Source organism: Microvirga arabica (genome assembly GCF_016811235.1).
Lineage (GTDB): Bacteria > Pseudomonadota > Alphaproteobacteria > Rhizobiales > Beijerinckiaceae > Microvirga > Microvirga arabica.
This window is the reverse complement of record NZ_JAFBID010000022.1, coordinates 36,210-56,286: the sequence shown is the minus strand read 5'-3', so window position 1 is coordinate 56,286 and position 20,077 is coordinate 36,210. Positions and strand designations below refer to the sequence as shown.

21 protein-coding genes are annotated in these 20,077 nt (G+C 61.7%); 2 read left to right on the top strand and 19 right to left on the bottom strand.

Annotation, left to right across the window (positions count from 1 at the left end):
- Window positions 1-205 precede the first annotated feature (205 nt).
- Complete coding sequence (locus JQC81_RS13455) at window positions 206-1,762, top strand: sensor histidine kinase (protein ID WP_203272317.1); 1,557 nt, start codon at window positions 206-208, stop codon at window positions 1,760-1,762.
- A 162-nt stretch (window positions 1,763-1,924) separates the two neighbouring features.
- Window positions 1,925-2,644 carry a Crp/Fnr family transcriptional regulator gene (locus JQC81_RS13450; RefSeq protein WP_203272346.1) on the top strand — a complete coding sequence of 240 codons (720 nt, stop codon included), beginning with the start codon at window positions 1,925-1,927 and terminating at the stop codon, window positions 2,642-2,644.
- A gap of 12 nt (window positions 2,645-2,656) precedes the next feature.
- On the opposite strand, the gene JQC81_RS13445 is transcribed toward JQC81_RS13450, so the two are convergent.
- From JQC81_RS13445 to uxuA, 19 genes are all read right to left on the bottom strand, one after another.
- Window positions 2,657-2,914 (bottom strand): DUF2934 domain-containing protein, encoded by a 258-nt coding sequence (locus tag JQC81_RS13445; RefSeq protein ID WP_203272316.1) that lies wholly within the window; start codon window positions 2,912-2,914, stop codon window positions 2,657-2,659.
- A gap of 571 nt (window positions 2,915-3,485) precedes the next feature.
- Complete coding sequence (locus JQC81_RS13440) at window positions 3,486-4,073, bottom strand: c-type cytochrome (protein ID WP_246520400.1); 588 nt, start codon at window positions 4,071-4,073, stop codon at window positions 3,486-3,488.
- Complete coding sequence (locus JQC81_RS13435; RefSeq protein WP_203272315.1) at window positions 4,054-4,965, bottom strand: cytochrome c oxidase assembly protein; 912 nt, start codon at window positions 4,963-4,965, stop codon at window positions 4,054-4,056. Before JQC81_RS13435 ends, JQC81_RS13440 begins: the two co-directional genes overlap by 20 nt.
- Window positions 4,962-5,312 (bottom strand): hypothetical protein, encoded by a 351-nt coding sequence (locus JQC81_RS13430; RefSeq protein WP_203272314.1) that lies wholly within the window; start codon window positions 5,310-5,312, stop codon window positions 4,962-4,964. The genes JQC81_RS13435 and JQC81_RS13430 overlap by 4 nt, the downstream gene beginning before the upstream one ends.
- Window positions 5,313-5,316: 4 nt before the next feature.
- The gene (locus JQC81_RS13425) at window positions 5,317-5,961 is read right to left on the bottom strand and encodes a cytochrome c oxidase subunit 3 (RefSeq protein WP_160884968.1); all 645 of its coding nucleotides are present in this window, start codon (window positions 5,959-5,961) and stop codon (window positions 5,317-5,319) included.
- Window positions 5,958-7,844 (bottom strand): cytochrome c oxidase subunit I, encoded by a 1,887-nt coding sequence (gene ctaD, locus JQC81_RS13420; RefSeq protein ID WP_246520409.1) that lies wholly within the window; start codon window positions 7,842-7,844, stop codon window positions 5,958-5,960. Before ctaD ends, JQC81_RS13425 begins: the two co-directional genes overlap by 4 nt.
- A 122-nt stretch (window positions 7,845-7,966) precedes the next feature.
- A complete protein-coding gene (coxB, locus tag JQC81_RS13415; RefSeq protein ID WP_203272313.1) occupies window positions 7,967-8,971 on the bottom strand; it encodes a cytochrome c oxidase subunit II in 1,005 nt (334 codons plus the stop codon).
- A gap of 7 nt (window positions 8,972-8,978) precedes the next feature.
- Complete coding sequence (locus JQC81_RS13410) at window positions 8,979-9,539, bottom strand: c-type cytochrome (RefSeq protein WP_160884966.1); 561 nt, start codon at window positions 9,537-9,539, stop codon at window positions 8,979-8,981.
- On the bottom strand, window positions 9,536-10,318 hold the full coding sequence (locus JQC81_RS13405) for a substrate-binding domain-containing protein (RefSeq protein ID WP_246520399.1): 783 nt from the start codon (window positions 10,316-10,318) through the stop codon (window positions 9,536-9,538). The genes JQC81_RS13410 and JQC81_RS13405 overlap by 4 nt, the downstream gene beginning before the upstream one ends.
- Before the next feature lie 22 nt (window positions 10,319-10,340).
- Window positions 10,341-12,149, bottom strand: a complete 1,809-nt coding sequence (locus tag JQC81_RS13400; RefSeq protein ID WP_203272312.1) for a methanol/ethanol family PQQ-dependent dehydrogenase — start codon at window positions 12,147-12,149, stop codon at window positions 10,341-10,343.
- A 109-nt stretch (window positions 12,150-12,258) separates the two neighbouring features.
- Window positions 12,259-12,426, bottom strand: coding sequence for a hypothetical protein (locus tag JQC81_RS13395; RefSeq protein ID WP_203272311.1), 168 nt, complete (start codon window positions 12,424-12,426; stop codon window positions 12,259-12,261).
- 73 nt (window positions 12,427-12,499) lie between these two features.
- The gene (gene pedC / locus JQC81_RS13390) at window positions 12,500-13,303 is read right to left on the bottom strand and encodes a lanthanide ABC transporter permease protein PedC (protein WP_203272310.1); all 804 of its coding nucleotides are present in this window, start codon (window positions 13,301-13,303) and stop codon (window positions 12,500-12,502) included.
- Complete coding sequence (gene pedB / locus JQC81_RS13385) at window positions 13,300-14,016, bottom strand: lanthanide ABC transporter ATP-binding protein PedB/LutE (RefSeq protein ID WP_203272309.1); 717 nt, start codon at window positions 14,014-14,016, stop codon at window positions 13,300-13,302. The genes pedC and pedB overlap by 4 nt, the downstream gene beginning before the upstream one ends.
- The gene (locus tag JQC81_RS13380; protein WP_203272308.1) at window positions 14,013-14,972 is read right to left on the bottom strand and encodes a PQQ-dependent catabolism-associated beta-propeller protein; all 960 of its coding nucleotides are present in this window, start codon (window positions 14,970-14,972) and stop codon (window positions 14,013-14,015) included. The genes pedB and JQC81_RS13380 overlap by 4 nt, the downstream gene beginning before the upstream one ends.
- The gene (gene pedA1 / locus JQC81_RS13375) at window positions 14,960-16,132 is read right to left on the bottom strand and encodes a lanthanide ABC transporter ABC transporter substrate-binding protein PedA1 (protein ID WP_203272307.1); all 1,173 of its coding nucleotides are present in this window, start codon (window positions 16,130-16,132) and stop codon (window positions 14,960-14,962) included. Before pedA1 ends, JQC81_RS13380 begins: the two co-directional genes overlap by 13 nt.
- Window positions 16,129-16,713 carry an ABC transporter ATP-binding protein gene (locus JQC81_RS13370; RefSeq protein ID WP_203272306.1) on the bottom strand — a complete coding sequence of 195 codons (585 nt, stop codon included), beginning with the start codon at window positions 16,711-16,713 and terminating at the stop codon, window positions 16,129-16,131. The genes pedA1 and JQC81_RS13370 overlap by 4 nt, the downstream gene beginning before the upstream one ends.
- 59 nt (window positions 16,714-16,772) lie before the next feature.
- Complete coding sequence (locus JQC81_RS13365; protein ID WP_246520398.1) at window positions 16,773-17,534, bottom strand: ABC transporter permease; 762 nt, start codon at window positions 17,532-17,534, stop codon at window positions 16,773-16,775.
- An 8-nt stretch (window positions 17,535-17,542) separates the two neighbouring features.
- Window positions 17,543-18,517: an ABC transporter substrate-binding protein gene (locus JQC81_RS13360; RefSeq protein WP_203272305.1), complete on the bottom strand. Its 975-nt coding sequence runs from the start codon at window positions 18,515-18,517 to the stop codon at window positions 17,543-17,545.
- 344 nt (window positions 18,518-18,861) lie between these two features.
- The gene (gene uxuA / locus JQC81_RS13355) at window positions 18,862-20,067 is read right to left on the bottom strand and encodes a mannonate dehydratase (protein WP_203272304.1); all 1,206 of its coding nucleotides are present in this window, start codon (window positions 20,065-20,067) and stop codon (window positions 18,862-18,864) included.
- Window positions 20,068-20,077: the final 10 nt, after the last annotated feature.

The following is a 20,077-nucleotide window of genomic DNA, read 5'->3' as shown; positions in this document are numbered from 1 at the left end:
GCTCAGACGCGTCACCATGGTCACCCAACCACCTGCATCTCAACCCCGAGGGCCGCCACCTCGATGGCGATGAGGTCTGATCGCCGGCTCCGGTGACTTTCCGGCTGCTTGGGCGTTTGTGTGGGCATCCAGGACAAGCAACGGGGCACAGGCAATGTCAGGGGACCCGCTGCCCCTCGGCAGATGCCACCGGTAGGGAGATGTGATGGTCGACAGCGAGCAGATGATGCGGCGCCAGAAGGTGCTGGCCGATTTCGGCGAGTTCGCGCTACGCAGCGGTGACCTTGACGCGGTCCTCACCGAAGCCTGCCGCCTTGTGGGCGAGGCGCTTGGGACTGGCCGGGCCAAGATCCTGGAGATCCAGGAGGACGGCCAGTGCCTGTTCGTGCGGGCTGGCGTCGGCTGGAAGCCCGATATCGTCGGACACCTGCGGCTGCCGATGAGCGAGCGCTCCTCCGAGACGTATTCGATCAACGAGGGCAAGCCCGTCATCACGCAGGACATTGCCAAGGAGGAGCGCTTCGAAGTTCCCGACTTCATGAAGGAGGCGGGCGTGGTCGCGTTGGCGAACGTGCCGATCTTCGTGCCTGGCGGGCAAGCCTTTGGGCTGTTGCAGGTGGATGCCACCAAGCGACGAACCTTCAGTGAGGAGGACACCGAGTTCCTTCGCACCTACGCCACCCTACTCGGGCCGGTAATCGACCGTCTGCACAAGGTGCGGACGCTGCACCGCCAAGAGGAGAGCTTCCGGCTCATTGTCGAGAATACCCTCGACTACGCAATCGTCCTGACCGACGCGGAGGATCGGATCACCGAATGGACGCCCGGTGCTCAAGCCGTGTTCGGGTGGACGGCGGACGAGATCAAGGGCCAGTATTCCGCGATCCTGTTTACGCCCGAAGATCGGGAAGCAGGCGAGGACCGGAAAGAGATAGAGACGGCGCGGAAGGAGCGCTCTGCTCCCAACGTGCGCTGGCATCTGCACAAGGATGGCTCGCGGGTCTTCATCGAGGGGAGCGTCAGGGCTCTTCACGATAGCAATGGTGAGCTTCGAGGCTTTCTCAAGATCGGACAGGATGTCACCGAGCGCATACAGGCGGAGGAGCGGCTGCGCGAGAGCGAGCGCCAGGCCAAGCTGCTCCTGGCCGAACTCCAGCATCGGGTGAGGAACACGCTGGCGGTGGTGCGCTCCATCGCCCGCCGGACGGCACAGACCAGCGAGAGCGTGGAAGATTACGCCATGCACCTGGAGGGACGCATCGATGCCTTTGCCCGGGTGCAGGCAGCGGTCACAAGAACCCCCGCTGCGGGCCTCGACCTGACCACGCTGGTCGCGGATACACTCCTGTCGGTCGGGGCTCAGGAAGGCGAGCAGGTCAGGCACATCAAGGGCCCAAATGTCCGCCTCCAAGCGAAAGCGGCCGAGACGGTGGCGCTTGCGATCCACGAGCTGGCGACCAACGCAGTGAAGTATGGCGCTCTCTCCGCTGAGCAGGGCCGCATAGCGGTAGAATGGACCATTGAGGAGACGCCGGAGCAGCCCCGTCTTGTGCTCCGCTGGACCGAGACGGGAGTGAAGCTTTCCGGCGAGAAGCCAAAGCGGCGCGGCTTCGGGACGGAGCTGATCGAGCGGATCCTCGCCTATGACCTTGGCGGTGAAGCGAACCTGGAGTTCACGCCAGATGGGCTGCACTGCACCATCAGCCTTCCTGCAACCGGGGACCTTGTCCTGGAGGATGCGCAGCCGGTGCGACGATCATGACTTCTGCGCAGCATTGTCGTCATTGATAGTCAGGGTTTCAGCCTGCGCAGGGTTATTAACTGAGCCTTGCATGGCCCTCTTGCACCAGCTTTGCTATGCTCCCAGTCAGGAGTGAACACACCGCCGGGAGAGCGGTCGAAGTTGCCCTAGAGGAGGTCCATCCTGCACAACCGCCTGATCCGCAAACTTGAGAACTTTGATCGCCTCTCCGATGAGGAAAAATGGTTCCTGGAGGGTGCCCTCGTCAGGCCACGAGTGGTGAACAAAGGTGAGGACATCATCCGGGAGGGGGAACGCCCCACCGAGAGCACTGTTCTGCTGGAGGGCTTTGCTGCGCGCTACAGCCTTCTCAGAAACGGCAAGCGTCAGATCACGGGCCTTCATGTGCCCGGCGACTTCGTCGATCTGCACAGCTTCCTGGTGAAGAAGATGGACCATGCCGTCCTGGCGATCACGCCCTGCTCGGTTGGCTTTGTCCCCCACGAGACCCTCCGTGAGATCTCTGAAAACCACCCCCATCTGACCCGGCTGCTTGGGGTGAACATTGCCGTTGATGCCGCGATTCACCGTCAGTGGATTGTGGCCATGGGGCGGCGCTCGGCCCTGGAGCACACCGCTCACCTGCTCTGCGAGATGTTCCTGCGCCTGCGGGCTGTCGGACTGACGGAGGATGACAGCTTCAAGCTTCCCCTGACCCAGGCGGAACTGGGAGACACCCTTGGGCTCTCGACCGTTCACGTGAACCGGGTCGTCCAGGATCTGCGCAAGGAAGGTTTGATTACCTGGCGCGGTGAAACGCTGGTCATCGACGACTGGGAGCGTCTGCAAGAGCTCGCCGAGTTCGATCCAACCTTCCTGAGCTTGGAAGTCGAGCCACGCTAACAGGAGCGATGTTCAGCCTTTAGATGACCGAGGAGACCGCTTGCGCTTTGCAGGGCCATTGCTGGCTGCTTCGAGAGCCTCAATGGCCTCAACCGGAGGCGCTTCCTCGACCGTTGCCTCTGAGCGATCCTGCGGAGCCTCAGTTGGTGCCCCCTCGGTCTTGAGCTCGCGCTCTGCCTCAAGCCAGTGATCCTCCGGGCTACCGCTGCGCCCCTCACGCTCCCAGATCTGATAAGCTCTGACCCGGATTTCCTCTTCGCGATTGTCCATGGCTTGTCTCCTGGCGGTACTTGGCTTGATCAACTTCACCTTGGGCCGCTTCCAGACCAGCGGCAACAATCTCGCCCGCATAACCGAACCGCGAACTCGAATTCCAAAGAATAAGCGTGTTCCTTGCGGCCACGTTTAACCCAGGTGATGGGCGCAAGTCTTCAGCAGAGTACGTTGGAGTGTGCCGCAAGGCATCTTCCTCCTGAGATCTGAAGTCAGCTCCTGATCCTGCTCCCTCCTCGGCGACCACCGACGAGGGAGCTTTTTTGTGCTGCACAGGATCACAAAAGGTTAGGGTGCGCCAGAAGGGCAGCTTCGGGTCAATTTCAGTTATAGCACAGGTCGCAACGAAGGTCCGCTGATCCCACTAATAGGGAATTCCGGCTCAGGTCGACCTCACGCCTGAAGGAGACATTTGGTCGCCTCACTCCGTGCTCTGACGCAGGATGCTACCAGATGGGCTATCGTGGGTGTCCATTTCCCAGGACCAATGCCGCAGATGATCCTCTTTCGATATGGCGACCTCGTCAAATCAGGCTCAGAGGTGCCCCGGCGGCATTTGCTGATGATGTCAACGCAGCGTGTAGAGATAGGCTGCGACATGCCGGGCCTCAGCACGGGAGATGCCTGTAATCGGCATAGCGGTCTTCGGATCAATCGAACGAGGGTTCTCGATCCACTGGATCAAGGTCTCCGGAGAATTGGTGGCGACGCCACCAATATAGACGCGAGCTGCAAAACCCTGGAGAGTGGGGCCAACCTTGCCCTGAGCCCGCGGAACGCCAGGAATGGTATGGCAGCCGGCACAGCCATAGCGTTGCATGAGTTCTCGGCCGAAATCCGGATCGCCGGCGGTCAGCGCAACGGCGCGGGCTCGCGCGTCCTGAATGAACTTGAATTGATAGCCGGCATAGATCCCCGCCCCCAGAAGCAGGACGAAAGCAAGTGCGATGGCGACCGATCTCCGTCGCAGCCGGATTGGCCCAAGCATACGAATACCTGCCACGTGCGCCCGGGGATCGAAGTCGCGCCGGGGGACCGGCCTGGACTGGCCAGCATGCGCATGCCCCCCGCTTCTCATACCCAAGACGATGCCGGTCAAGCGCAAAAGCAGCACGGCGGCTACGGGAACAAGAGCTCTACCGCGCTGCAGTGGCATGATGCCCTCCCCTGAACCGCGAGGAGCTTGAGCTGGCAATCCAGAGCCCCGCGAGAATGAGAGCCGCCCCGGCGTAGACGAGTCCCGCCGGGATCCACATGAAGAGGCCGGCAAGCTGCTGGTCTTCCAGGGGCGTCAGCCCCCACTCGGCTGCCTGGGATGTCTGGGTCGGATAGATGGGCCGCCGAAAGAAGGCGAGCAAGATGCCCAGAAAGCCCGTATGGAGCGAGGTGACGAACAGGTAAAAGATGGCCGCGCCATAAGCCCGTTCCCCTTCGCGCCCCTGCAATAGAGCACGCCAGAACAGAAGAGCCGTGACGAAGAAGCTGAGATGCTGGAGCCAATGGATCCAGGGATCGGCCAGGGCTGCCTCATAGAACGCGGGAGCGTGCCAGATCCAGAGCGCGCCTCCGTGCACCAAGGTTGCGACGGGGGGATAAGTGAGCCAATTCCAGGATCGTGCGACAGCGGGTGTCTGCCCGATGCCACCGGCCCGGCGTCGCATGGCCGCCGAGAGAGCCCAGAGCATGGCGACGGGGCGGCCCACGACGAGGAGCGGGGCGGCCAGAGCCATGAGGATTTCATGCTCGATCATATGCGCGACGAACAGGCGCTCACCGAGCCAGTGAAGGGGTGTGACCAGGGCGAAGACGAGAAGCCCCCATCCGCAAGCGAAACAGGTCGCCTGCCAGAGCTTGACGCCGCGTCCGATCCCGGCCCGGCGCCAAAGCCTTGCAAGACCCGTCAGGTAGAGGCCCCCAGAAAGCGCGAGAGGAAGGACGACCCAGGGATCCCAAGTCCATGTGGTGCCGATTTCGAACCAGTGCACATGGCCTGAATGAGCCTGCGCCTCACTGGCGGCAAGGAGTGCGAGAAGGATTGCCGCCCTCATCGCTCGCACCCATGGAAAACGAGGCCCGCCATGCCGTGAAGCAGGATGATGATTGTGAACAGGGCCGCAATGGCGATGCCGATCAGCGCCATGAAACGGTGCGGCCGACCAGCCCCTGTCGAGTCCGGCGGGGGCGTCAGTGGAGCGGTGGCGTAGCCGCGCCAAGAGAGAAAGCCGCCGAAGAGGCTTAAGGCTGCCATGATGAGAGCAAAGATGGGGACGAGCGGCACCTGATGGGCGCAGACCCATGGTACGGCGGCGTAGTTGAATTGCGTGTCGATAAGCCAGGCGACAGGCCCGGCGTAGATACCGGCAGATGGAACGCCTCTTGTGAGCCATGCCGCCATGATCTCACCACCACCTCGGGAACCAATAGATGATCACGTAGATCGGCAGCCAGGAGGCCACGACGAAGTACCAATAGAACGCATTGTCACCCACGTCCGAGAAGCGCTTGCCGTGGCCGTGCCGCGTGAACATGAGGACAGCAAGAACGATGGTGTCGACAACGTCGGTCAGGAGATGCGCGGTATGAAGCCCGAGGAGCAGCCAGACGATGGAGCCATAAGCATTGTGGTCCCACTTCACGTGCGTGGTCCCAAGCTCCATCGTGCGTAATCCCAGGAGAGCGACGCCGATCAAACTCATGATGACGAGATCCCGGCGAACCTTCCTGAGGTCTTCCCGCTCGCCGTTCCGCTTGGCGAGGTAATTGGGATAGAGGCTGCCCAGCATGAGAACCGTATGCAGGCTCGACCAGAAGAGGTCCGGAGCCGGTGCGCTGAGCGGCCAGGTGCCATTGACGAAGACGAGATAGAAGTAAGCGCCGACGGCCAGAACGAAGCCCATGCCCTCAACGGCGCAGAACCCTAGGGTGCCCCACCAGATAGGGCTGCGCGGTCCGTAGGAATAGCTCGGCATCTGCCGGGCGTTCAGCACGATCCGGTGCGGAAGCAGACCTGATGGTACCTGAGGATCAGGGGACCCTGCCGTCATCGCTCGTCCTCCGTGCTGGTCTTCGGCCAGAACCAACCCATCAGGGCCAAAGCCAGCGGGATGCTGCCCCAGACCACGGCCCAAGGCGTGAAGATCGACCCAACGAAGGTGATTGTTGTCGCCACCGCCGTCAGGAAGGGCCAGATCGACGGCTCAGGCGAGGACTCGCGAAGGTCTGCCCGTCCATGGGTGATCGTGGAGACGATCTGCTCCCGGTTCTCGACGCTCAGCCCCGCCACCACGGGCAGGCTGTCACGGTTGGCCCAGAGCGGCTCCCGGTTCGTGACGACGGGGACGCGATCAAAGTTTTGCGGCAGCGGCGGGGATGCCGCTGCCCATTCGAGGGTTCCGGCATTCCAGGGATTGGGCTCCGCGACGGGGCCGCGACGGGCGCTTGAGATGATATTGTAGAGGAAGAGGACGAAGCTGGCGAAGAACAGGACCGCACCAATGGTCGAGATCAGGTTGAGATTTCCCCAGCCCATTTCCGGCAGATAGGTGTAGACCCGCCGGGGCATGCCCATGAGGCCCGTGATGTGCATGGGGAAGAACGTCACGTTGAACCCAATGAAGGCGAGCCAGAAATGCCACTTGCCCAACCGCTCGCTCATCATACGACCGGTAAATTTCGGGAACCAATAATAGATTGCGCCGAGAAGCGGGAACACGTTGCCGCCGATGAGCACATAATGGAAATGGGCAACGACGAAGAACGTGTCGTGCACCTGAGTATCAAGGGGCACGGAGGCGAGCATAATGCCCGAGAGGCCACCCGCAACGAAGATGAAGAAGAATCCGATCACGAAGAGAAGCGGTGTGCGGAAAACGGGCCGCCCGTCCCAAAGCGTCGCGATCCAGCAGAAGATCTGAATGCCGTTCGGGATCGCGATGAGCATACTCGACGCAGTGAAGAAGCTGGCGCCCAACTGCGGCAGGCCCGTGGTGAACATGTGATGCACCCAAAGCCCGAACGACAGGAAGCCGGTTGCGATGAGAGAGAGCACGAGGGCGATGTAGCCAAAGGCTTGGCGCCTTGCGAAGGTGACCACGATTGCGGACACCCATCCAGTAGCAGGCAGGAAGATGATGTAGACTTCCGGGTGGCCGAAGAACCAGAACAGGTGCTGGTAAAGCAGCGCATCCCCGCCTTCCGCCGGATTGAAGAAGTGAGTGCCTACCAGCCTGTCCAGGATCAGCATGGCAGACGCGGTGACGACGGCCGGCAGAGCAAAGACAATCACGAAGGAGTTGACCAGTTCGGCCCAGACGAAGAGCGGGATCCGGTCGAGCGTCATCCCAGGAGCGCGCATCTTGAAAACGGTGACGATCACCGAGATCGCGACCGCGATGCCGGCCACCTCCGTGAAGGTGATCATCTGCGCCCAGAAGTCGACACGTTTGCCCGGCGAGAACTCCGGCCCGGCGAGGGGCACGTAGGAGAACCAGCCTGTATCGGGCCCGATGTTCAACATAAAGGCGACCCAGATCATGATGCCGCCGAACAGATAGACATAATAGGAGAAGGCATTCAGGCGCGGAAACGCGATGTTGCGAGCCCCGACCATGAGCGGCACGAGATAGACCGCAAACGCCTCGCCGATGGGCACGCCGAAGAGGAACATCATCGTCGTGCCATGCATGGTGAAGAGCTGATTGTAGAGATCCGGGCTGATCAGCTTGCTCTCGGGCTGAGCCAGTTGCAGGCGCATGGCCACCGCCGACAGGCCGCCGAGAAAGAGGAAAATGATGGCCGTGATGATGTAGCGTCGGCCGATGATCTTGTGATCGACTGTCGAGAGTGCGCCGATCAGGCCCTTCTCGGTCCCCCAGGTCTTGGCAAGACGTGCTGAGAGCTCCGGCCCATCCACCTGATCGTCACGCAGTTCATCCGGGCTCGGCGGGGCATCCGCCTCGCTCTGAACGCCCGGTAGGCCGCCGCGCTCGCCGGTGGCCAATCGGGTGACCTCGGGAACGGCATCGAATTCATGGGACGTGAGGGCCCGGGTCACTTCAACCCCTCCAGATAGCTTGCAAGAGGTTGAACCTCATCGGGTTCGAGCTGGATTGTCGGCATGTTCACGCCGGGCTTGACGCCATGCGGATCGACGATCCACGCGGCGATGTTGCCTCGGGTCGTCTCCAGGGTTCCGGCCGCGATATAGCGGCGGCTGCCCACATGGGTGAGGTCGGGCGCGATCTTGCCGCCCGCATCCGTGCCGCGGATCTGGTGGCACATGATGCAGGGTTTTGACATGAAAATCTCCATGCCCCGCTGGCGCTCCTCGTCACCAGGAGGAATGGCCGAGGATATCTGCTGCTCACGCCAGCGCTCAAAGTCCTCCTTGCTCTCGGCAACGACAATGAGGCCCATATGGGCATGCTGGAGCCCGCAATACTCGGCGCATTGCCCGCGATAGATACCCGGGCGGTCAGCCTGAATCTGGATCTGGTTCTGCCGGCCGGTGATGGCATCCATCTTGCCGGTGAGGCTCGGGACCCAGAAGGAGTGGATCACGTCGGAGGATTCGAGCTTGATCAGCACCGGCTCGCCCACCGGGATGTGGATCTCGTTCGCGGTGGTGAAGACCCGGTTCGGCTGGGAATCCTCGTACGTGATCTTCCACCACCATTGCTGCCCCGTGACCAGCAGCGTCAGAGCTCCATCCTTATGAGCAAACAGCACCTTCTGGGCTGCGTAGCTCAATCCGGTCAAGGAAATGACTGTCAGGAGCGTCAGACCGATGGCAACGGAAATCGTGATGGTCATGCGCCGCTCGGTTGTGGGGTTCGTCGCGAGCGGGTCCGCATCCTCGGGGCGTCTCCTGCGCAACGCCAGGAGAAGAGCGATCATGGTCAGGACCCACACTGTGGCAAGCACTGAGACGAAGATCCAGAACATGTGGGCGAGCGTGCTTGCCGCAGGTCCCCGGGCATTGAGAACCGACTGCCAATGCTGACATCCTCCGAGAGGCAGGCACAGGAGCAGGAGAGCAGGTGCGATCCTTCTCATCCGCACCTCACTGTGGCATCTGCGCAGCGGGCGGGATCTGACCGCCATCCATCACTTCGCCCGGTGGCCTGCGCTGCTCAGCAGGGCCAGGGTGCATGTCGTCGTTGCGGCCAGGCGCTGCCGGTTTCGGCACGTTTCGTCCCATGGAACGGACATACGCCGCGATTTGCCAGATCTGGTCATCCGGCACCTTGCCCCGAAAGGACGGCATGCCGTTCGGGCGGCCCTCCCGGATCGTCTGCACGATGTTCTCGATCTGCCCGCCATAGATCCAACGGTCGTCCAAAAGCGGCGGCCCGGAATCACCGCCGCCATGGGCGTGACAGCCGTTGCAGTTGAACCAGATGTAGAGCCTCTTGCCCTGAGCAATGTGATAGGCGTTTTCCTCGTATTGCTGGCCCAGGCCCGACCGCTGCTCCGTCGGCCCGCTAGGGCCTGCAGACAGGGGCGATAGCGCAATCTTTTCCTCTGTCTCAGAGGTGACGGGATTGGCACGGTATTCACGATCTTCCCGCTCACAGGCGGCAAGGGCTAGCACGGACAGAGACAGGATCAGAAGCTGTCTCATGGCACGCGTCCCGCTCGCTTCAGGTTGTTGTCGAGACGAGGAACGCCGAAGGCCGCAAGGATGGCATCCACGTCCCCGCGCCGCCGGGCGAGTGCCGCATCCACCTCCTGGCGCATAGCCTCATCCTCCTTGCGCACGGCCATGGAAATATCGAACACCATCGGTAGCTGCGGCCCGTCAAAGATCGGCCGGACGGGTGTCACCTTGAGCGGCACGCCCTCACGCTGGGCAAAGTAGCCGGCGAGAGGCCCCCAGACGATGGCCACGTCAATCTCGCCTTTCGCCAGCGACTCGATAATCCGGGCCGGCGGATTCGGATCGTTGTAGTCGCCATAGATCATGTAGCCGCGCACGTTCTCGATGATGCCACGGCGGGAGAGCGCATGGGCTGGAGGCGTGTTCGAGCCATCGTCGCCGATAAGGTGAACGCCGATCTTCGCCTGACGGAGAACCGGGTCGTTGAGGGACTGAACTTCAGGACCGCCGGTCCTGGTCACGAAGACATAGGACGAGCGGTAATAAGGCGCCGTCGTACGCACGCCTTCAAGATTAGCGGGCAGACCCGTCACCAGATCGCAGGCTTCGGCCTTGAGGGTGTTGCGCAGAAAACCGCGGCGCTGCGCCCACCAAGTATAGCGAACCTCAGCGCCGAGTTCCTCCGCTATCAGCGAAGCGAGCTTGTTCTCGAACCCTTCCCCAGCTTCGTTGGAAAACGGCAGGTTGTTGGGATCGGCGCAGACGCGAAGCTCGCGGGCTTGGACAGCACCGACGAGCAGCATAGAGCCTGCGAGAACAATCCACTTAAGGAAGCTTGAACACATAGAGCGTTCCTCCCTTGGTGGTGACGTTCTTCAGCTCCCGCATGGCATTGACGAAGCCCTTGGCGGCCGTGCCGTCGCGCGGGTCGAGATCGGCAGAAACAATAGAGCCCGCCCAGCCGCCAACGCCCGAAAGAATGGCGACGTACTGCTTGCCGTCAGGGCCGCGATAGGTGGTCGGCTGGCCGATGATGCCGGAATCAACCTTGAACTGCCACAACACCTCGCCCGAGCGGGCGTGAACGGCTTTGAACCAGCCATCCATGGTGCCGTAGAAGACGACGTCGCCTGCGGTCGCAAGCGCGCCGCTCCAGAGAGGAAAGCGCTCGTTGATGGTCCAGAGTTCCTTGCCCTCCCTGATGTCCCAAGCGGTGAACTCACCCATATGGCCGCCCGGGCCCGGCATCATCCGCACCTCGGCGCCGATATAGGGCGTTCCGGCGATGTAGTTCGGCTCCACGCTCTCCCAGTCCATGCACATGTTCATGTGGGGGATATAAAGAAGGCCGGTCTTGTGCGAGAAGGCGCTCGGGTTCCAATCCTTCGCACCGGGCGCGGTCGGGCAGATGTCGCGGATCACGCGATTGTTCACGGGTTCCTTTTCAGGATTGGTCTGAAGCCGACCTGTCTTGAGATCGACGCCTGTCACCGAGGTCAGCGCGTGGAAGGGCTTCGCGGAGAGCACCTCTCCGTTGGTACGGTCGATCACGTAGACGAAACCCGTGCGCCCCGGATGCACCATCACCTTCCTGGGCTGCCCATCCCACTCCATGTCGAGCAGGATCATCTCGTTGACATTGTCCCAGTCGTGAAGATCGTGGGGAGAGGTCTGGTAGAACCACCGCGCCTCGCCTGTATCCGCATCACGGGCGAAGATGCCGGCAGTCCATTTGTTGTCGCCGGGGCGCTGATTGGGGTTCCAAGGACCCGGATTGCCGGTGCCGTGATAGAGCAGGTTCAGGTCGGGATCATAGGACAGCCAACCCCAGACCGTGCCGCCACCCTGCTGCCAGGCATCCGCCGGCCAAGTGGTGACGCCCAGATCCTTGCCCTTGTCGCTGTCGTAAAACGGCTTGAAAGTAGGGCCGATCTTCACGTCCTGATCGGGCCCGGTGTTGTAGGCCTTCCAGACGCTCTTGCCGTCCTCAGCGTTGAGCGCTTCAATCCAACCCCTGACTCCGTATTCGCCGCCCGAAATGCCGACAAATACCTTGTCCCTGACGATAAGGGGCGCCATCGTCATGGTCTCGCCCCGATTGATGTCGCCGAGCTTGGTCTTCCAAACCTCCTCGCCGGTGTCCGCATTCACCGCAACCACATGAGCGTCGAGCGTTGTGAAGTAGATCCGTCCATTCGCGAAGGTGGGGCCGCGGTTAACCACATCGCAGCACGCCACCCCTTGTGCAGCCGCGGCCGGCTTCGGGTTGTACTGCCACTTCATCGGGGCGCCGGGCTGGGTCAGGTCCAGGGCGTAGAGGATGTTCGGATAGGGCGAGAGCACGTACATCGTGCTGCCGACAACGAGCGGCGCCGATTCCTGCCCCCGGTTCACGCCCGTCGAGAAGGTGAAGGCGACCTGGAGGTTCTTCACGGTCTCGGTGTTGATCTCGGACAGATCGCTATAGCGGGTATTGGCAAAGTTCTTCTGCGGGATCACCCACTGGCCATCTTCAGGCCCGGTGACAAAGGGGGGTGCGGCAGGCTGAGGTGGTGTCGGCTGAGCAAAGATCGGAAGAGCGGGCTGAAGGATCAGCGAGAGGGTCAGGCCAAGGGCAAGGCGGGCTCCACCCAAGATGAGTTCTCCCGAACGCGAGGGTATACCGCGTCAGCTGCGGCTCGACTCCAACAGCTGAGCTTTAACAATGTTCCCGAAGTTGTGATTGCAGTCTGTGGGAACCGGATCAGCGCCAGTACTCCCGGATCGGGATGCCGTATTCATTGGAGGCATGGATAAGAATATAGATTCCTACGGCAGCCAGAAGCCCGATCAGGACCAGCGTGACCAGAAATCCTGGATCGCGGAATATGCGGAAATCCTTTCGCAACGAGCTGCTGGGTGGCCCTGCCATGGCTGACTGCCGAAAATGGTTGTCCCTACGAGCCAACTGAGAACGGGTGCCCATGTTCCTCGGTCGGCAAAGATCATTCGGGTGCCCGCCTAGCCCAGAACCCCTGACCGGGATCATAGCCCCAGACCGCGAACCCGAAAAAAACGGCCGAGGCCAGAGCACAAATCGCAAAGGCCATCGGCTCGAACTGGAGATACAGCGCGAAGCGGATCAGCTCGACTGCATGGGAGAACGGATTGGCCCAGGCTATAGCTGCCAGTGTCGGACTGACCTCATCAAGTCGCCAGAGCGGATAGAGTGCCGTCGAGGCGAAGAACATAGGAAAGATCACGAAGTTCATCACGCCCGCAAAGTTTTCGAGCTGGCGGATGAAGGATGAGAGGGCGAGCCCGAAAGCTCCGAGCATAAGCCCGGAAAGGATGAGCGCCGGCAGGACTGCTCCATAGCCGAAAGCGGGCGGCCGGACATCCCAGAATCGGGCGAGCAGCAGGAACACGTAGACGATGGGCAGCACCGTGACGGTGTTGGCGAGAAGCCGGGCTCCCAACAGCCACCATCGCGGCAGGGGTGCGGTCAGGAGCACCCGCATCGATCCCATCTCCCGGTCGTAGACCATGGAGAGGGAATTCTGCATACCATGGAACAGCAGCATCATCCCGACTAGGCCTGGGACGATATAGACCTCGTAAAGGATGTAGGTCTCGTAGGGCGGGATGATCGATAGACCTAGCACCGAGCGGAATCCGACGGCGAAGATGCCGAGCCACACGAGCGGCCGCACGATGGCTGCAGCGAACCGCCCCTGCTGTCCGATAAAACGCAGCATTTCCCGACGCAAGATGCCGGCAAGCGCGCGCATGGCGTAGCGCATCTTCATGATGCATGGCCTGTAAGGTTCAGGAATGCCGCCTCCAGGGTTCGGCCGGAGGCGAGCTCCCTTGCCTGCCCTGCCCAGCGCACCTGTCCCTTGTGCAGCACGAAGAGGTGATCGGCAGGATCCACCTCCTCCAGCATGTGGGTGGCCCAAAGCACGCTCAAGCCCTCGCTGCATAGAGACCGTACATGCTTGAGAAGCAGCTGCCGTCCGGCAACATCGAGACCGGCGGTCGCCTCGTCGACGATCAGGAACTTCGGCCGATGCAGAAGCGCCCGGGCGATTTCCACACGCCTGCGCATCCCACCCGAGAGGGATCGTACCTTGTCCCGCCTCCGGTCACCGACGCCGAGCCGATCCAGTTCCTCACCTGCGCGCTCATTGGCCTCTCGACGGGACAGGCCGTGCAGGGAACCGTGATAGGCCATGTTCTGCTCGACGCTCAGATCGAGATCGAGGGTCGGCATCTGGAAGACGACGCTGAGATTGGCCAAAGCGGGCAAGGGATTGCGGCGGATCGAGTGACCGAAGATGCGGATGTCACCCTGCCGCGCGTTGTAGAGTCCTGTCACGAGGGAGACGAGAGTCGTCTTTCCCGCACCGTTGGGTCCGAGGAGAACCGTGAAGGATCCTGGCTTCACCGACAGGTTTACATGGGACAGCGCCTGACGTGCCCCGAAGCCATGGCTCAGGTTCTCGATGACGAGAGCTGTCATGGCGCCACGACCAGTCCCCAGGGAGAGCGCCCGACGCCGATGGTCTTCACCACTTCCCGGTTCTGGAGATCTATCACCGAGACATCGCTCGAATTGCCATTGGCGGTGTACAGGCGCTTGCCGTCCGGCGAGAGCGCGATATGCCAGACCCGCTGGCCGACGAGATAGGTGCGCAGCACCTTGTAGGTCTTGGCATCGACTTCGGCCACCCGGTTGGCAGGCCCTAATGCCACATAGGCCCGTGCTCCATCTGCAGCCAGTTGAATGCCAACCGCCTGGATCAACTCGCGCGGCACGCCGGGCACCTCGAAAGCGATTGTCGCCAAGGGCTCGCGTGTCTCGGCATCGAAGACCTCCACCGTCCCCCGCAGTTCGGACGAAACCCAGATCTGCTTGCTGTCGGCAGATACCTGCGCCACCCGGGGACGGGTGCCCACCAGCACATTGTCGACGAGTTCGAGCGTCTCGGCATCGATCACATGCAGCATGCTCGTGGTCTCGGAGGTATTGACCACGAAGCGCCCATCGGGGCTCACGCCCATGCCTTCCGGCTCAACGCCTACCTCGACCTCGGTCACGATGCGCCGCTCGGGAATATCGAGAACGGAGACGAGATTGTCGTTCTCGTTCGCCACGAAGAGGCGGCGCCCGTCGGGATGGAGGACAAAGAGTTCCGGATCCTCTCCGGACGGCAGCGGGTCCTCCATCTTCCGGGTCTTCAGGTCCACCACGTCGATGCGGTTGTCATCTCCGACAGCTACATAGAGCTTCTGCTTGTCTGCGCTGAGGCCGATGCCACGCGGCCGCCGTCCGACCGGGATCGTGTCGATCAGCTTCGATGTCGCGCCGTCGATAACCGATACGGTATTATCTTGCTCATTTGAGACATAGACCGTCTCAGCCAAAGCGGCATGCGATGCGAACGCAAAAAGTGCAGCAAGGATTAAAACCTGCATCGGCTCTCCTCACGATCAGTGCCTAAGGTATCGAGTTCAGAGCCGCGATGCAGATACCCTGCCTGCGGCGAGACGGAGACGAGGAGGCGTGGTCCTGCAATCAAGATTGGCTGGCGCATCTGTCCGTCCCACGGGCGGAAGCTTTGCCCCTGCCCCTTAAAGCCTGAGAGTATAAAGTCCGGACCTCTCAAGTAGGCCATGATCGCGGAAGGATCGCTGCTGCGCGAACGGATCGCGGCCTCTCCGATGGCCCGCACGGCAGCCCAGGCGGCATAGTCGACTGCACCCATCCGGCGGCCAGCCAGCTTATCGAAACGGGCCTGCAACTGCGTGGCGCCCCACTGCTCCGATACGGCGCTCCACGCTGCTGTGATCAGTCCATGCGTCCCTGCCACGGGGCGGGGCAGCGCCGTACGTCCGGGCAGGTAATCGCCGAACTCGTTTGCCTCGTCGGCAATGACGAGCACGTCGTGATCCGCAACCTGAGTCAGGACCGGAATTTCGCTCTGCAGTGTCACATGGCCCGTGTCGGTGCGGGCGTGACCCGGCTTGAATGTCCAGTCCTTCTCCGCCACGATCTGGGCGCCGAACCGCTTTGCGGCCCGACGATAGGCTTCAGCCAGCAACTTATCCCCGGGGCGGCTTCCCGTCACCAGAAACCACCGTCGCCAGCGCTTCGCCATAAGGTACTGCGCCAAGGCATCCGCCAGCATGGCGCGGCTTGGAACGGTGTGCAGGACATTCGCCCGGCAGGATTCGTTGCGCAGTTCGTCATCGGGCGCACGCGCATTGATGATCAGCATCTCGTGGGCCTTCTTATCCGACCCCGCAGCGAGCAGGGCCGGCGCGTCCAGATCAGTGACCACGAACCGGATGCCTTCAGCCGCAAGCGCGCGGACCATGTCCGCGGGGTTGCCATCTTTAGAGATGGTACGTTCCACCAGCACGAAGCGCTGCTTCGTGAACTTACCGGTGGTCGCATTGTCGGCTACCCCGAGGCGGGCACCCGACAACCCCTCGTCCGGGATCTCCCGATCAAGCGGCGAGACGGGCAGGATGGGATCGCGCTCCTGCGTGATGATCGCAACCCTGATCGCTGTGTCGTCGGCTAAGGCAGGGACGGCCAAGAGCAGTGAGAGAAGGACCAGCAAAGCTCTCATTCAGCCGCCTTTGCCTGTCGAATGGGCTGGTCATCGACGATTCGTGCCGGGGAGCCGTCGAGAGTGATCACCCTCTGGGCGAGCGCGGCAGCTTCGTGCCAGTGATGGGTGACGAACAGCGTCGTCGGACGCAGCTTCTTCACATGCGTCGCCACGAGGTTCTGCATGTCCCGCGAAGTCTCTTCATCCAGAGAGGAGAACGGCTCATCCAGCAGGAGAAGTTTGGGCTGGACCGCCAGCGCACGGGCAAGAGCCACCCGGCGCGCCATGCCCAATGAGAGACGCTGAGGATAGACGTCCTCCGCCCCGGCAAGACCCACCTGCGCCAACCACTCCCCTGCTGTCCCGGGCTGCTCCGGGAGCACCAGCTCCAGGTTCTGCCGCGCTGTCCGCCACGGCAGAAGACGAGGTGATTGGAAAAGGTATCCGACAGGCTGCGGCAGGTCCGTGATCACTCCTTCGAAATCACGGTCCAGCCCGGCCACGATTTGCAGAAGACTGGATTTGCCAACGCCCGATGGGCCAACGATGGCGCAGACCTCTCCGTCGGCTAGCTCAAAGGACAGGTTCTCGAACAGCACGCGAGCCGGAGCTCCTCCTTGTGCTTGATTGCCCTTCCGCTTGATTGAGACTCGCATCGTCATCGTCGCCACCGACCTGCCCAGCGCTCAAGCGGCGCGAACAGCACAACTTCGATGACCAACACGCAGAGAACGAAAGCCGCCGCATACGCCATGACCCGCGGCACATCGAAGAGCTGGAAATAGCTCTGCAACTGAAACCCGACGCCATCGGATCTTCCAAGAAGCTCCACCACGAGAACGATCTTCCAAATGAGCGCAAGGCCGTTGCGCGCGGCTGCCAGAAGATAGGGCGCCAGTTGCGGGATGATTACCTCTCGCAGTGTCCGCCAAGGTCCGAAGCGATAGATCTGCGCGACCTCTGCATAATCCCTTTCGAGCGCTCTTGCCCCTTCGCGGAGCGTGACAGCCACATTGGGAACCTTGTTGACGGCGACCGCCACGAGAAGCGCCATTTCCACCAAGCCAAGCCAGACATAGGTCAGGATGATGACGACCAGCGCCGGCACGTTGAGAAGAATGACGAGCCATGGGCTAAGCCACCGGTCGAGCCAGGGTAGGCGACCAAGCGCAATACCGAGGACCGAACCAATGGCCATGGCAATAATGAAGCTGATGCTGACCCGTATCAGGGTGATGCCCAGATGATCAATTAAAGGCCCATGCAGAGCCTCCTGCATCAGGCTCTGGAAGACGGTGAGCGGCCCCGGGAACAGACGGCTCTCGGCCCATCCTGAACCAACCTGCCACAGGCAGAGGAACAGCAGCACGGAGGCGATCCCCTGCCACATCTCCCTTCCTGCAACATCAGCCGCACGCATCGGCAGCCTCAATAGGACACGGGAGGCCAGAAGGTTTTCGCATCGAGGATTTTCGCTCGGCCGACAAGCTTGTCCCCTCCGATCTCGACCAGGATAGCATAAAGATTTCCTGCCGCCTGCCGCTCGGGCGCGGACCACCGATCCGGAATGCCTGCACGGAAGCCCGCCTGGATTGCACCGAGCACCGCCGGGTCGTCGCTTCCGATCTGAGGCGCGAGGCGGATCCACTCCTCCTTCGAGCCCGCAAGCAGCGCCTTTGCCTCCCGAGAGGCCGCGATGAAGCCTTGGAGGGAAGCGCCCTTGTCCTCAGCCCATTCCTCCCGGAAAGCATAGCCGAGCATCGGCACATCACCATTGATGCCGAGACGGCGGATCATATCCGCAACAGTCAGGAGTGATTTGGCGCCATTCGCTTCAAGACGAGCGGCGTAGTGCCAGTAGGTGAGAACGGCATCAATGCGCCCGCGGGCCAGCTCCTCGTTCAGGAGCGGCGGAGCCCCAAAGACGGGCTCGGCAACCTCTGCCAGATCGACACCCAGTTCCTTCTGGGCATGGGCTCGGAGAAGCAGCCAACTCTTGTCGAGCGGGCCGCCGGCAACCCCGATCCTCCTCCCCTTCAGATCCGCGAGGTTCCGGATGGCCGAGGCGTGCGGGATCATCAACGTGCCCACAGCCTTTGAATAGGGCATGAAGCTGAAGGCTGCTCCCTCGCCTCTCTGCCGAGCGACCCAGGGCCAATCGGTGACGATCATGTCCACCGCGCCTGTCTGCAAAGCTACCTTGGCCGCCTCGTTGGAGGCAAACTCGACCGGAGTGACCGCGATGCCATGCCTGCGGCCCAATCCATGATGCCGGATGGTATCGATCTCCCAAGCGACAGTCCCGAATCTGAGCAGACCGATCCTGATAGCTTGATCCTCTTGAGCCGTTGCAGGTCCAAAGGCGATCAAGGCCAGAATAAAATAGGCGACTTTCAGAAGCATGGCCAAACCCTGGCAAGCAATGGCCCGTGTCAACGGCCAAGCTTACTCGTTGTTCCGCTCTCTTTGTTCCCGCTGCCGAGTTCCGGGTGTCTCATTGATGCAATGGAAGCTTCAATGTCACCTCTGGGTCAAGCCAGGAAGGTCACTGAGTATTCGGGAACGTCCGGTATTGATCCTTGAGCAGACATCAAACCTTGTTCCGGAACGTGCCAATAGGAGACCTTCCGCACTTAAATTTGGTGCTCAAGAGGTCTCCAAGACTTTCGCCTACCAAGTTGATGATCATCATGTCGTTCTCTTGCCACGACAGCATGAAGATGCATCGTGAAGGCCTGCGCCTTGGATCACCATGCATCGCCAGCGTGGCGATGATCTAGGGCCTTCATCACACCGCGCAGCTCTGCAAGGCCTTTGAGGCGGCCAATGGCGGTGTAGCCCGGGTTGATCCGGCGATCCGATGCGAGATCGTCGAGGATGCGATGGCCGTGATCAGGGCGGAATGGAATTTTCTCGCTCTCAGGGCGCTGGCGGTCCTCTCGGAGGAGGACGTCCAGAACGGCCACCATGTCGACGTCACCCTCAAGATGATCCGCCTCATAAAAGCTAAACCCGTCAGCCTCCCGCCGCGTGGCCCGAAGATGAGCGAAATGGATGCGAGAGGCGAAACGGCGGGCCATCGCCGGCAGATCGTTATCAGCTCGCACCCCGAGGCTCCCAGTGCAGAAGCACATCCCGTTCGCCGGAGACGGGACCGCTGAAAACAGTGCCGCATAATCCTCCCCTGTGGAGGCGATGCGCGGGAGGCCAAACAGGGGTCGCGGCGGGTCGTCCGGATGAAGGGTGAGCTTGACGCCCAGCTTGTCCGCAACCGGAACGACCTGCTCCAGAAACTCGATCAAGTGCCCGCGCAGTCTCTCCGCATCAATACCGCGATAGGCCGCGAGTCTGTCGCGGAAAGTATCGAGACTCAGAGCATCGGTCGTGGCTCCTGGAAGGCCTGCCGCGATCGTCCTCGTCAGGCGTTCGACCGCAGCCTCATCCAATGCATCCGCCACCGCCTTCGCACGCTCCCTCGCCTCTAGATCATAGGAAGCCTCGGCGTCGGGACGCTTGAGGACATAGAGATCGAAGGCGGCAAAGGCATCCTGCTCGAAGCGGAGCGCCGTGCCTCCGGTCGGCAGCGGCCAGTCGAGATCCGTGCGGGTCCAGTCCACCACAGGCATGAAGTTGTAGCAGATGATTTTCAACCCAGCCTGGGCTGCGGCCTCAAGGCTTGCGATCCAGGTCGCAATGGATTGCTTTGCGCGAGCGCCGTGCCGCTTGATGTCGTCCGCAACCGGAATGCTCTCGATTACCGACCATTTCAGAGGCGAGCGGCCCGGCGGCGTAATCTCGATGAGGTCGCGGTGACGCTCGACATCGCGAAGCGTCCACGCCTCACCTGGCGGCATGTGATGGAGCGCAGACACGATATCCGTCGCTCCCGCCTGGCGGACCGTATCCAGCGTGACCGGATCGTTCGGTCCGAACCACCTCCAAGCCTGTCTCATTGGTCAAATC

What these genes read in the sequence shown, in the direction of transcription:
- JQC81_RS13380 (WP_203272308.1), bottom strand. Translation starts at nt 14,972, where the DNA reads ATGCAGGTTTTAATCCTTGCTGCACTTTTTGCGTTCGCATCGCATGCC.
- pedC (WP_203272310.1), bottom strand. Translation starts at nt 13,303, where the DNA reads ATGAAGATGCGCTACGCCATGCGCGCGCTTGCCGGCATCTTGCGTCGG.
- JQC81_RS13365 (WP_246520398.1), bottom strand. Translation starts at nt 17,534, where the DNA reads ATGCGTGCGGCTGATGTTGCAGGAAGGGAGATGTGGCAGGGGATCGCC.
- JQC81_RS13430 (WP_203272314.1), bottom strand. Translation starts at nt 5,312, where the DNA reads ATGGCGGCATGGCTCACAAGAGGCGTTCCATCTGCCGGTATCTACGCC.
- uxuA (WP_203272304.1), bottom strand. Translation starts at nt 20,067, where the DNA reads ATGAGACAGGCTTGGAGGTGGTTCGGACCGAACGATCCGGTCACGCTG.
- JQC81_RS13410 (WP_160884966.1), bottom strand. Translation starts at nt 9,539, where the DNA reads ATGAGACAGCTTCTGATCCTGTCTCTGTCCGTGCTAGCCCTTGCCGCC.
- JQC81_RS13440 (WP_246520400.1), bottom strand. Translation starts at nt 4,073, where the DNA reads ATGCCACTGCAGCGCGGTAGAGCTCTTGTTCCCGTAGCCGCCGTGCTG.
- JQC81_RS13405 (WP_246520399.1), bottom strand. Translation starts at nt 10,318, where the DNA reads ATGCTGCTCGTCGGTGCTGTCCAAGCCCGCGAGCTTCGCGTCTGCGCC.
- pedA1 (WP_203272307.1), bottom strand. Translation starts at nt 16,132, where the DNA reads ATGAGAGCTTTGCTGGTCCTTCTCTCACTGCTCTTGGCCGTCCCTGCC.
- JQC81_RS13360 (WP_203272305.1), bottom strand. Translation starts at nt 18,517, where the DNA reads ATGCTTCTGAAAGTCGCCTATTTTATTCTGGCCTTGATCGCCTTTGGA.
- pedB (WP_203272309.1), bottom strand. Translation starts at nt 14,016, where the DNA reads ATGACAGCTCTCGTCATCGAGAACCTGAGCCATGGCTTCGGGGCACGT.
- JQC81_RS13435 (WP_203272315.1), bottom strand. Translation starts at nt 4,965, where the DNA reads ATGAGGGCGGCAATCCTTCTCGCACTCCTTGCCGCCAGTGAGGCGCAG.
- coxB (WP_203272313.1), bottom strand. Translation starts at nt 8,971, where the DNA reads ATGAGAAGGATCGCACCTGCTCTCCTGCTCCTGTGCCTGCCTCTCGGA.
- JQC81_RS13445 (WP_203272316.1), bottom strand. Translation starts at nt 2,914, where the DNA reads ATGGACAATCGCGAAGAGGAAATCCGGGTCAGAGCTTATCAGATCTGG.
- JQC81_RS13455 (WP_203272317.1), top strand. Translation starts at nt 206, where the DNA reads ATGGTCGACAGCGAGCAGATGATGCGGCGCCAGAAGGTGCTGGCCGAT.
- JQC81_RS13395 (WP_203272311.1), bottom strand. Translation starts at nt 12,426, where the DNA reads ATGGCAGGGCCACCCAGCAGCTCGTTGCGAAAGGATTTCCGCATATTC.
- JQC81_RS13425 (WP_160884968.1), bottom strand. Translation starts at nt 5,961, where the DNA reads ATGACGGCAGGGTCCCCTGATCCTCAGGTACCATCAGGTCTGCTTCCG.